This window comes from Aquiflexum balticum DSM 16537 (assembly GCF_900176595.1).
Taxonomy (GTDB): Bacteria; Bacteroidota; Bacteroidia; order Cytophagales; family Cyclobacteriaceae; genus Aquiflexum; species Aquiflexum balticum.
On sequence record NZ_LT838813.1, the window covers coordinates 5,409,481 to 5,422,189 of the forward strand.

General features: G+C 39.9%; 10 protein-coding genes. 7 read left to right on the plus strand and 3 right to left on the minus strand.

All coding sequences use genetic code 11. The features are described from left to right. Positions 1-42 precede the first annotated feature (42 nt). The 3 genes from B9A52_RS22905 to B9A52_RS22915 all read right to left on the minus strand — a co-directional run bounded on the left by B9A52_RS22905 (position 43) and on the right by B9A52_RS22915 (position 2,029). Positions 43-663, minus strand: a complete 621-nt coding sequence (locus B9A52_RS22905; RefSeq protein ID WP_084122912.1) for a WbqC family protein — start codon at positions 661-663, stop codon at positions 43-45. A 201-nt stretch (positions 664-864) separates the two neighbouring features. Further along, positions 865-1,494, minus strand: a complete 630-nt coding sequence (locus B9A52_RS22910; RefSeq protein WP_084122913.1) for an L-threonylcarbamoyladenylate synthase — start codon at positions 1,492-1,494, stop codon at positions 865-867. 109 nt (positions 1,495-1,603) lie between these two features. Continuing rightward, positions 1,604-2,029 carry a (deoxy)nucleoside triphosphate pyrophosphohydrolase gene (locus B9A52_RS22915; RefSeq protein WP_084122914.1) on the minus strand — a complete coding sequence of 142 codons (426 nt, stop codon included), beginning with the start codon at positions 2,027-2,029 and terminating at the stop codon, positions 1,604-1,606. Between the two features lie 75 nt (positions 2,030-2,104). On the opposite strand from B9A52_RS22915, the gene mltG reads away from it, so the two are divergent. The 7 genes from mltG (at position 2,105) to B9A52_RS22950 (ending at position 12,523) form a co-directional block, all read left to right on the plus strand. Beyond that, a complete protein-coding gene (mltG, locus tag B9A52_RS22920) occupies positions 2,105-3,148 on the plus strand; it encodes an endolytic transglycosylase MltG (RefSeq protein ID WP_084122915.1) in 1,044 nt (347 codons plus the stop codon). Between the two features lies 1 nt (position 3,149). Then, positions 3,150-3,557, plus strand: coding sequence for an acyl-CoA thioesterase (locus B9A52_RS22925; protein ID WP_084122916.1), 408 nt, complete (start codon positions 3,150-3,152; stop codon positions 3,555-3,557). An 11-nt stretch (positions 3,558-3,568) separates the two neighbouring features. Beyond that, on the plus strand, positions 3,569-4,519 hold the full coding sequence (locus B9A52_RS22930; protein WP_084122917.1) for a YihY/virulence factor BrkB family protein: 951 nt from the start codon (positions 3,569-3,571) through the stop codon (positions 4,517-4,519). A 92-nt stretch (positions 4,520-4,611) separates the two neighbouring features. After that, on the plus strand, positions 4,612-6,708 hold the full coding sequence (gene pta / locus B9A52_RS22935; protein WP_084122918.1) for a phosphate acetyltransferase: 2,097 nt from the start codon (positions 4,612-4,614) through the stop codon (positions 6,706-6,708). 298 nt (positions 6,709-7,006) lie between these two features. Next, positions 7,007-8,821 carry a 3-keto-disaccharide hydrolase gene (locus B9A52_RS22940; protein ID WP_084122919.1) on the plus strand — a complete coding sequence of 605 codons (1,815 nt, stop codon included), beginning with the start codon at positions 7,007-7,009 and terminating at the stop codon, positions 8,819-8,821. A gap of 18 nt (positions 8,822-8,839) precedes the next feature. Beyond that, positions 8,840-10,807 (plus strand): c-type cytochrome, encoded by a 1,968-nt coding sequence (locus B9A52_RS22945; RefSeq protein ID WP_084122920.1) that lies wholly within the window; start codon positions 8,840-8,842, stop codon positions 10,805-10,807. Positions 10,808-11,143: 336 nt separating this feature from the next. Further along, positions 11,144-12,523 (plus strand): hypothetical protein, encoded by a 1,380-nt coding sequence (locus B9A52_RS22950; RefSeq protein WP_084122921.1) that lies wholly within the window; start codon positions 11,144-11,146, stop codon positions 12,521-12,523. Positions 12,524-12,709: the final 186 nt, after the last annotated feature.

Below are 12,709 nucleotides of genomic sequence, written 5' to 3' on the forward strand. Positions count from 1 at the left end.
TTACCGAATTTGTTTTAAAAACACAATCTATTTGCGGATTGTTCAATCATTTTTTTTTGATCGGACCAGAATCTCTTTGGACTCAGTTCCTTGACAAAACAACAAATCCAGAACGCTAAGGTTGGGTACAAAGTTTACGCCAAACATTTGACTGTATTCATATCCTGTCATGATGCTTCTCGCAGTAAATTCCTCTTTTGTATTGATTGTACCTCTTTTATCTACATAATCTGAAATATTACCTTGACCAAATCCAATAGACACTTTGGTATCCAACTGTAAGAGTTTCAGACAAACTGTCAGTAACTCAAAGTTATGGTCAAACAAAAAAGTCAGGTTTTTATTATAGATTTCTTCCAAGTATGGAAAAAAAAACTCAAAAAAGGGTGCTTTTCCATAAGCACTCTGAATACCCCTTAAATGAACATTCTTCCATTTTTGACCATAATCTATTTTTATTTCTTTGTAGGCCCTCTCTTTGCTCCCCCCAAAAACCGGAATGGAAAGTATCTCTACTTTATTAGTCAATAAAATCCGTGCCCTATTCCTGTATGTTTGCTTTTGATAATTCTCCGTTCCATCAACAATAATTTCCTTGTGCCCAAGAATAGACACAAAATATTCAATTGGAGGGAGATAAAACAGATCTGTAATTATGGGCATTTTTGGAAGGATAAAGGATAAGGGATAAAGGATAAATGGGGGTGATTGTAAATTTTTAGGTTTTAGAACTTCCTGGCCGGCAGCTTGAAGATTTGGAATAAGAGAAGGTAGTAAGGGGTTCTTCAGTACAAGTTCTTATCTCGCTTCTCGGTTCTCGCATCTAGCGTCTTATGTCTTGCGTCTTGCGTCTAATGTCTCAATCTAAAAGATATCATCTACAGGACCCAAGCCTTCTCTAACGATTTCTATTTCATCGCCGGTACAATCAAGGATCGTAGAAGCCACGTTATTGCCGTAGCCACCATCAATCACTATATCCACCAAATCCCGGTATTTTTCAAAAATCAGTTCAGGGTCTGTACTGTATTCAATTACATCATCTTCATCCTTGATGGAGGTAGTCAATATCGGAGAACCTAATTCCCTTACCAATAATCGGGGAATGGAATGGTCAGGAACACGGATACCAACCGTCTTTTTATTGCTATTGAGTATTTTGGGTACGTTGTTGTTTGCTTCCAGGATAAAGGTGTAAGGACCGGGAAGGGTTTTTTTCATTATTTTAAAAACCGGAGTACTTAAGGCACGGGTATACTCCGAGATATTACTCAAATCGTAGCAAATGAAGGAGAAATTATGCTTTTTGACCTTGATCCCCTTGATAAGTGCTATACGTTCTATGGCCCTGAGGTTATGTATATCGCAACCCATACCATAGACTGTATCTGTCGGATATATAATTATCCCTCCGGCCCTGAGCACATCCACTATTTTTTGGATTTTTCTGGGGTCAGGATTTTCAGGATATAGTTTAATGAGTTCCGCTGACATGGGAGAGTGTTATTTAGATTTAAGATTTTAGAATTAAGAATTAAGATTAAAGATTAAAGATTTAAGACCTGTTTTCTGGCGGGCAGGTTTGAGATTTTAGTAATGTGGTTTATATGGAGTGGGTTTGGGTTCTGTTTAGAGAATACCATTGAACAAAATCCCTGATTATAGGTATATCAGCTTCTGCCCAGTCCATTTCGGCTAGCTTAACAATTTCTTTCCAACAGAAGTCTTTATGTTCCTTTAAGGTTATTCCACTGTTAATAAAGCTACAAAGAAAGGGAATAAGTTCAATTTTCTTTAAAGGACTGTATTGATGTATATTGCTTTCAAATGATCTGATGATCTGAATTTCTATATTCAGCTCTTCAAATATTTCTCTTTTCAGGCACTCAGCTGCAGACTCGTTTTCTTCGATTTTGCCACCGGGCAACTCCCATTTCAAAGGCAAATCCATATTTTCACTCCTTTGAGCACATAGGACTTTGCCTGAATCCAAAATAATTGCGCAGGATACTCTGATTAGTTTTGTCATTGATGCTGGCTGATGTTAGCCTCTTGAACAAAAATCTCTATTTTTGGCGTTATTCTTTTATTCCTTTTCAAAAATATGCTCGAAGACAAGAAAACAAAAATATATCTTATTTTCATTATCACCTTTTCAGTGCTATTAAGTACCCTTTCTTTTTATTTTTATCAGGCATTTTACAGTCCAAATGCACTGATAGATAAAGAAGAACCCTATATATTGAAAATCCCGAGTAATGCCACTTTTCAAATGGTGGTGGATAGCCTTTATGGAAAGGGCGTGATCAACGACCTGATATCCTTCAGCTTTGTTTCCAAAGCATTGAATTACCAAGAATCGGTAAAATCCGGTTTATATACCATCCCTCCAAAAACAAACAACCTTAATTTGGTAAGACTTCTCCGTTCAGGCAATCAGACACCTGTTCGGATTACGTTCAATAATGTCAGGACCAAGGAGGATTTGGCGGAAAAAATAACCCGAAACCTTGAAATATCTCCCGATCCGTTTTTGGATTTGCTTATGGATTCCATCAATATTAGGAAATTTGGATTTGAGGAGGAGACAATCATGGCGATGTTTATCCCCAACACTTATGAGGTGTGGTGGAATATCAGTGCGGAAAATCTTTTTGACAGAATGTACAAGGAATACGGAAATTTCTGGACAGAAGCCAGGAAGGAAAAAGCCAGGCTAATAGGTTTGAGCCCACACGAAGTCTCTACTTTGGCCTCCATTGTACAGGCCGAAACAGTAAAGGCTGACGAGCAACCCAAAGTTGCCGGAGTCTACATGAACCGACTACGTATCAAAATGCCCTTGCAGGCAGATCCCACGCTGGTTTTTGCAGCAGGTGATTTCAGTATTAAAAGGGTGCTGAATATCCATAAAGAAATTGAAAGTCCTTACAATACATATAAGTATGCAGGACTTCCTCCCGGCCCCATCAATCTTCCGGAGATATCCGCGTTGGAAGCCGTTCTGAATTTTGAAGATCACCGCTATCTTTACTTTTGTGCCAAGGATGATTTTTCGGGTTATCATGCTTTTGCCACCAATCTCAACCAACATATGATCAATGCCAGAAAATACCAAGCTGCATTGAACAAAGCCAAAATATATTGACATGTTCCAAGCTGAAACACAAATACGCGTAAGATATGCCGAGACAGACCAAATGGCCTATGTGTATTATGGCAATTATGCCATGTATTTTGAAGTAGCTCGGGTGGAAGCCTTAAGGTCAGCTGGCTTTTCGTATAAACAAATGGAGGATGACGGGGTAATCATGCCCGTACTTGAACTACATACTCAATTTATCAAACCGGGAAAATACGATGAATTGTTGACTATCAAGACTCTGATTCCTGAATTACCTGGAATACGGATAAAATTTGAATATGAGGTTGTTAATGAAAAAGGTGATTTGCTCACCAAAGGATGGACTACTTTAACCTTTTTGAAAAAAGACAACCACAGGCCCTGCAGACCTCCTCAATATTTATTAGATTTATTGCGACCATATTTTCAATAATCCACTTTTAAGTGAAAAAAAGGCTTCGTTTATTTTCCATTAAGTTTACCCGTAAAGCAAAAGTTTTGAGGAAATTCCACTTTGGAAATCCAGATCAGAATCTCTATGATGTAGGTAAGATTTTTATGGAACAAATGAGAAAGGATGAAATTACTGAAAGGGCAGGTGCTATGGCTTTCAGTTTTACCGTGGCCATGTTTCCATTATTGCTCTTTCTATTGAACATGATTCCTTACATAGGTATTTTTTTTAAAAATGTCACCACACAGAATATTTTACTTTTTGTGGCCGAAATCATACCCGAAACCATTTATCAGGAAGCTGAGACAACAATCATGGATATCGTAAGTAAACCAAGGCAGAGTTTATTGTCCATCGGTTTTTTCCTTGCTCTTTTTCTGGCAACAAACGGAGTGGTATCCATGATGAATGCCTTTAATGCAGTATATAGAACCAAGGAGAACCGGAATTTTTGGAAAACCCGCGTAATTGCAATCAGTATTGTTTTCGTTTTGGTACTGGCAATTTGTGGTGCGGTGGTGATTATGATTTTTGGAGGTAGTGTATTGTACAAAATTTCAGAATGGGAAATAGTGTCGAGTAATTTGTACTACTATATGCTGACTTTTTTCAGATTCCTGGTCTTACTTTCTGTTTTCCTCTTTGCTACGGCTTATATCTTCAGGTTTGCTCCTGCAGTGCATGATAAATGGAAGTTTTTTTCCGCAGGATCACTGACTGCAGGGGTTCTGATCACTTTGGGATTTTATCTCTTCACCTTTTACCTGAACAACTTTGCCACTTATAATAAATTATATGGTTCAATTGGAGCCATGATCGCAGTGATGTTGTGGTTATTTATCACCTCACTGATTATATTGGTATGTTTTGAGATCAATGTCAGCTTGGATAAAGCAGCCGAAAGAAAATCAGTATCACAAGATCTATCATTGGATGAGTAATATGATTATTATCATACTGGCACAAAAACTTAATCAATCTTACTGCAGGTATTCCTGCTTAGTTTTGCACAGAATTTAAAATCAAGATTTACATGGGAACCAACAAAAGTATTTTTATAGCGACTGCCGAACCTTTTAGTGGCAAATCCATCGTGGCAATGGGTATGGTGGACATGCTATTGGCTAAAGGACAAAAGATCGGTTATTTTAAGCCAATCATCAATCATAAACCTGAAGAAAAAACAGATCCTCATATTGACACGCTAATCAAACATTTCAGGCTTCCGATTACTTATGAAAAATCCTTTGCCTACACCCGTGAACAGGCCAATGTTTTGGCAGAATCGGGATTACAGGGAGAAATCATAGACACCATTATCAGCAAGTATAAAAGTCTGGAGCAGGAGTTTGATTTTACCATTATTGAGGGAAGTGACTTTTTGGGAGAAGGAACAGCCTTTGAATTTGACGCGAATGTGACCGTTGCCAAAAACCTCGGAACTCCAGTGGTAATTGTGCTTTCAGGTGATGGAAAAACTGTCGCCCAAATAACAAATGCTGCGGTGGTTACTATCAATAATTTCCTGAATAGAAAAGTCAAGGTTATCGCAGTAGTGGTCAACAAAGTTGAGGAATCGCAGGCAGTGGAAATTAAAAAAGCGCTAAAGCAGCACCTCAAAAAAGATATCATTCTCGCTGTAATTCCAAAAATAACCGAACTCAAAAGTCCATCCATGAAGGAAGTCAGAGAACTCCTGAATGCTGAAGTGATGTTCGGTGAAAATCAACTTGCCAATAGAGTTGACCATTTTATTTTCGGCGCTATGCAGATTTCAAATTTTTTGAACCACATCAAGCAAAATGTATTGATCCTCACACCTGGTGACCGTGCGGATATCGTCATGGCCTCACTTCAGGCCAATATTTCGAAAAACTTTCCCAAAATTGCCGGTATTGTATTGACAGGTGGATTTGAAATTGCAGAATCTGTAGTCAAACTGATCGAGGGTTCGAATACCCTCGTACCCATCCTAAGGGTAAATGATCCTTCATTCTATGTTGCTACCAAAGTGGCGACTATCCATTCAAAAATAACTCCGGACAATACTGAGAAAATCCACAGTGCCATCAGTACTTTCAGGAAATTCATTGATGTTGCGGCCTTGGAAGAGAAAATCGCTTCCTTTACTTCAGTAGGCATTACCCCTAGAATGTTTCAATATCAACTGGTCAGTTGGGCAAAGAAGAAGAAAAAACATATTGTACTTCCGGAGGGGAAAGATGAAAGAATATTGAAAGCGGCGGACCGTTTGGTCAGACAGGGAGTGGTGAATATCACACTCCTGGGCGATGTCAATGAAATCAGCACCAATATCAGCAGAATGGGTTTATGTCTAAACCAGGAAAACTGTCAGATCATCAATCCTCAGGATTCTTTTTTTTATGAAGAATATGTAAACACCCTGTTCGAATTGAGAAAAGGAAAAAACATGCCTTTGGAAGTTGCTAAAGATTTGATGACCGATGTTGCCTACTATGGTACCATGATGGTCTTTAAAGGCCATGCCGACGGAATGGTTTCAGGGGCCATACATACCACTGCGCATACCATAAGACCAGCATTACAGTTTATAAAAACTAAACCCGGAATATCATTGGTTTCCTCTATTTTCTTTATGTGTTTACCAGATAGAGTGACCATCTTCGGTGATTGCGCCATCAATATCAATCCCACTGCTGAAGAACTTTCCGAAATAGCAATTTCATCCGCTGACACCAGCACCAGGTTTGGGATAGAGCCAAGAGTAGCCATGCTTTCCTATTCATCCGGGGAATCCGGTACAGGTGAGGATGTTGAAAAAGTCCGAAAGGCCACTGAAATAGTCAAGGAGAAAAGACCTGATATCAAAGTGGAAGGCCCCATTCAATATGATGCCGCTGTGGATCCGGTAACAGGTAAACAAAAAATGCCCAATTCAGAAGTCGCAGGAAATGCATCAGTCCTTGTTTTTCCAGACCTCAATACCGGAAACAATACCTATAAAGCGGTACAGAGAGAAACAGGAGCTGTGGCCATTGGGCCTATGCTGCAGGGATTGAATAAACCCGTCAATGACCTCAGTAGAGGCTGCACGGTAGATGATATTTTCAATACGGTAGTGATTACAGCAATACAGGCTCAGGAGTGATTTTGGGAAGGATGAAGGATGAAGGAAAAAGGGTAGATTTTAGATTTTTGATTGATTCGATAACCGGATTTCTTTTCATTAAAAGTAAAACAAGGATTGTAAACAAATTCTGGGTTTAAGTCAATTGCCTGTTAATGCGACTCCTGAAGTCTTTAGGATAAAATTGAAAATATAGCGGATTATATACTTTTTTAAATAGCCAATCAACATGTCTCTTTGTGATTTGGAAAAGCACCCCTTTTAAAACATCTTTACAGGATACTATATATTCCCAATTTCAAACCTATCCTTTGAAAAAATGACCAAAACTAATTTCAAGAATGTTGTAACAAATTTCTGTTGCCTGGTAATTTCTGTATTTTTTGGCTGTAATGCCCTTTTTGCCCAACAGACTTCGCAGCTGAGCTCCCTCTCTGATTTCCGCCCAAATTCCGGTACCTGGCAAAACGCTGGAGAAGTATCAGCAGATATTGATAAGCCCAATCTTTTGAATTTCACCAAAGGTGAAGGTGTTATTGTCAACCAACCCACAAAGAAAAACAATGGTGAAGACCTTATTTCCTTAGAGGAATTCGGTGACATTGACTTGGAATTTGAGGTGATGGTTGCCCCACAATCCAATTCGGGGGTTTACCTGATGGGACAGTATGAAATCCAGATACTTGACAGTTGGGGTAAAACCACTGCCCGTGCAGGAGATATGGGCGGTGTCTATGAAAGATGGGATGATAGCAAGCCTGAAGGACAAAAAGGGTATCAGGGTTATGCCCCAAGGCAAAATGTAAGCCGAGCTCCCGGGATATGGCAAAATCTGAAAGTCTCTTTCCAAGCCCCAAAATTCAATGAAAAAGGAGAAAAAACTGAAAACGCAAAATTCTTATCCGTTCATCTCAACGGTGTTATGATCCATGAAAATCTGGAAGTATTTGGTCCTACAAGAGGTTCCTTGAAACCAAATGACATCCCGAAAGGTCCAATTCGGATTCAGGGGGATCATGGTGCAGTAGCTTTTAGAAATATCAAAGTGACCAAATATGAAACTCCTGAGCCTTTACTTTCCAATTTGAAATATGAGGTCTTCAAAGGTGTATTTAACCAAGAGCCGGATTTTGCAGCTCATCAAGCTATTTCAGCAGGCCAGGTCAAAAATATACAGGATCCCGTTCAAACTCCTTCCGGTGAAAACTTAATTCGTTATAATGGCAATATTACCCTGGCAGAATCCGGGGATTATACCATTCACATGCTGGTATCATCAGGAACAGGTTCTCTGAAGATCAACAATAAAAAGCTGACAGAGATGGGTGAACCTTACCAAAGAGCGGATGTAAGACTGGAAAAAGGCACATTCCCCATAGAAATACTCGTTTCCAAGACCAATGATTGGTCAGATAATGGTTTTGATTTATTTATGTCCGGCCCAGGATTAAGAGGGGATGTTCCCTTGTCTGAAAATGACACCAAACCTGTATTTACTGTTGATCCGATTTTGGTAGACCAAAACGAAGTCCCTGTCCTCAGGAGTTTTATTGATTTGCCTGATGGAAAAAGGATTACCCATGCTGTGTCTGTCGCCAGCAGCCAAAAAGTACATTACTCATTTAATCTGAGTACCGGCAACTTGGTGCAAGTTTGGCGGGGCGGTTTTTTGGATGCTACTCCCATGTGGGACAATAGAGGAAATGGTGTTTCCAAGCCTATTGGGGCAGTGGTCTTTCTTGGCAATCCCGAAAAAAACCTTCATGATACAGAATTCACTGCCATGAGCGAGAAGTTCAAGGCAAAAGGATATCAGCTCAAAAATGGAGGAGTCGAATTTCATTACGAAAATATAGGGGTAGATTTCAAGGATTTTATAATTGGAAGAGCAGATGGAAAAGGGTTGGATAGAACCCTGTCTACGGAAGGAATCACTGCCAATAAGCGCTACAGCATTGCCTCTGGTGAGGAAATTAAAATGATTCGAGACGGATTGTATTGGGTGGTAGACAAAGGTTACTATATACAAATGGATCCAAAATCAGCTTCTAAACCAACCATTGAAAGTGGTGCCGATGGAAAAAATTTGATGGTGTCAATCAGCCTTCCTTTACAATATTCCCTTTTGTTCTAACCTATTGCCTGAAAAAAGATGAAAACCCTTAAAATATTATATACAATTGCATTTTTGATCTGCCTGTCTGTCATATCAACTCAGACAGCATTTGCGCAAGAGTCTCCCATGGAGGAGGATTACTATAAGATCATGAAAGTAAGTTCACCTGAAGGAACCTTGCTTGAAGTCGGTGGATTGGCCATGATGCCCAATGGTCATTTGGGAGTAGCGACACGAAGAGGAGATGTTTTTATTGTAGAAAACCCAACAAGTCCCCGACCCTATTTCAGGAAATTCGCATCTGGATTGCATGAAATACTTGGACTGGTTTACAAGGATGGCTCATTTTATTGTGCCCAAAGAGGCGAATTGACCAAGTTGACAGACACAAATCAGGATGGTGTGGCTGATTTATACGAAACATTTGCTTCATGGCCTATTTCGGGACATTACCATGAATATAGCTTTGGGCCCAAAGTCGGAAAAGACGGCAGCTTCTATGTCTCAGGAAATGTGGCTTTTGGAAATCAGGAATGGTGGAGAGGTGAAAGCCGCGTACCTTATAGAGGTTGGGTCATCAAAATCACTCCATACGGTGCCATTGAGCCCTTTGCAACAGGCATGCGTTCTCCGGCAGGTTTGGGAATAATTGAGGGTGAATTGTTTTATACTGATAATCAAGGAGATTACATTGGTTCGGGAGGTCTATGGCACTTGGAAAAAGGAGACTTCACAGGACATCCAGCGGGACTGGCTTGGACAGGTTTAGAGAATTCTCCTTTAAAACTTACCTCAGCCCAATTTGATGCAGTAGTGGATCCGAGAAAAGTAAAAGACGCAAATGGTCGTTATATCAAACCCGAGAATGTAGTAGATGAAGAATTTATAACCCTGTATGAGGCAAAAGAGAAATTGCCGAACATCAAATTACCCGCTGTTTGGCTTCCACATGGTATCCATGGAATTTCAAATTCCGAACCTTTAGAGATTCCAAAAGGACATTTGGGCCCTTTTGAAGGTCAGGTTTTAGTCGGTGATCAAGGTCAAAGTAAAATCATGAGAGTATTCCTGGAAAAAGTAAATGGAGAATACCAAGGAGCTTCCATAGATTTCAGAAGCGGTTTTCAATCCGGCGTATTGAGAATGGTGTTCGCCCCGGACAAATCACTTTTTGTAGGAGAAACGAACAGAGGTTGGGGCTCAGCAGGTGAAGCAAATGAAGGTCTGCAAAGATTGGTCTGGAACAATGAGATTCCATTCGAAATGAGGACTGTAAAATCAATGCCTGATGGATTTGAAATTGAATTCACCAAGCCTGTTGATGTCAATTCCGCCAAGGATCTTGCATCTTATGCTGTGCAGAGCTTTGTCTATAAATATCACCCCGCTTATGGAAGTCCACCTGTAAATATTGTAGACAATTCAGTGACCGGCGTCAAAGTCTCTGAGGATGGATTGAAAGTCAGGATAATAGTTGACGGACTGAGGAGATATTATATCCATAAGATTTCATTGGAAGGAATCAGGGAGAAAAAAGAATTCCATTCTTTGGTTCACCCTACTGCCTATTATACACTCAATAATATCCCAACCGGAGAAAAACTCGCCCTTACTGAAGTAAGTCAATTCAATTCAGTGGTAGAACAGGAGAGAATCAAAGCAGAAGCAGCAAAGAAAGCAGCGACATCTAAAAAGCCTGTTGCTGTAACAAGTCAGAATATACAGACAGCACCAAAAGCCGAAGAGCTTCCATCAATGGAAGTAATCAATTCGTTGTTGGCTAAAAACACCTGCACCGCCTGCCATCAGGCCAATAAAAGACAGGTTGGTCCCTCCTATGCTGACATTGCAAAAAGGAAGTATACCAACGAGCAGATTGTGGAGTTGATCTATAATCCAAAACCTGAAAACTGGCCTGATTATGCCACCCCAATGGCCGCAATGCCACAAGTGCCAAGAGAAGAAGCTTTGAAAATTGCAGCCTATATCAATTCGTTGAGGTAGCTCCTCGGGATTTGAAATCCCGAGGACAGTTTACCGGAATTTGTAATTTCAATGCTCCTCGTGATTTGTAATCGCGAGGACAGTTTACCGGAATTTGTAATTCCAGTAGATACCTCCTCAAACGTACCAAGATTATAAATCCTGTTTATCTGTGGTTCGATACCGGGCATTCGGTATCGAACAGCCGCTCCTCTCGATTTGCAATCCTGAGGACAGATGAATGGAATTTGTAATTTCATTAAATCCGAATCAAAAAAAGGAAAAAAGTACCCGAATCCCTGAAAATGTCTTTGATTACCTATCAAATAAAATTAAGCTCCTTATAACCATACTAACATGAAAAATTATTTGGGTTTTCTACCACTTTTCCTGACCCTTTTTCTAATTCTTTCCTTTGAGACATCTGTATCAGCACAGGGATTATATACCGCACGAGGTTATTGGGAAGAATCAAATAAACCTACTTACCGGGAAATCAAGCAAAAGCAAATGGTTGGCGATGCACTTTCTGAGGATGAAATTTCCTATTTATTGGACTTTGAAACTTATCTGAATAATTATTACAGTCGGCTATCCGAGGAAGAGAAAACAAAGTATGAGCAGATGAAGGCCCAATGGGATAGGGAACTTTTTGAAACCCAACGACCGCAACCTGTAGAGGAATTCGAATGGAGAGGTCGGGACCGGGCAATCAATATCGGATATGGGTTTATTTATGGTTTAAGTCTTGTAACAATTGCTGAAATTGATAATGCAGCGGCAGTTGGTTTACCGCTTTTAACTGCTGGACTTTGGGCCTTAGGTCCGGTAATAAACCCAAACAAGTATAAGGATATCACAAGACCGGTCCTCCGCGCCAGCAATACGGGAAAATTTCTGGGGCTGATCTATGGAGGTTCTTTAGGTCTGATGATCGGTGGTGATAATGACAATACAGGTAGATTGGCATTTGGGCTTGCTACTGTTGGAAGTATTGCTTTGGGGGAAGTAGGTTTCCAACTTCAGAAGAAAAACAATTATTCGGAAGGGCATATAGAATTGATGAGGTTGTATGGAATTATCGGTCCATGGCTTGGACTTGCGGCCACAGGTGCTCTGGGTGTTGAAAATGCAAACATATATGGCGCTTCTCTATTGGCGGGTGGAGCTGCGGGATTGGCTTTGGGTAACAAAGTGTCAAGAAACTATGCCTATACCAAAGGCGATATTTTTAACGTGGCAGCATTATCAGTTATCTCAACAGGTCTTGGGTTCGCGGCAGCTGTGGAAGTACTTGAAGAAGATGCTTCAAATGCAATTTTATTGATTCCGGCTGCAGGAACTGTTTTGGGAACCTATTTTGGACAAAAATCAGTAAAAGGCGTGTATCTGACCAATAAACAGGGAAGTACCATCAGTTATTCAACCGGAGGTGCAGCTTTGGTCGGATTGGGCATTGCAGCTTTGACGCAATCAGAATCCCCTTCTATATATATTGGACTGCCCTCAGCTCTTGCATTGATTACCCAACAAATAGTATTCAATAAATACAAAAAGGAAAACCTTAGTAATAATTCATTTTCAGGAAAATCAGGAAAAAACAAAAAAATTGATTTTACAGTGAAAGTAACTCCCGAAAATTACTTCATCAACAAACAGATGGCAGGAAGAACAAATATCCCAGGTCTTAATCCAAATCCAACCCAATCACTGGTGAATTTTAAACTTGCTTTTTGATCCTTCCAGGTCAAATCAATTTCATTCATTTTCCTTGCAACTTAAATTGTCCGAATATTAATCCTATTTTTTAGCTATAGGCATCCTCCCTACCTGGCATTTTCTGTTTCAAATGGCTATATCCCGTGGTATAAAAGGGTTTGGTTTCGAAACACCTTAAATCCCCTTTCCGAGAAATTAAAAAAC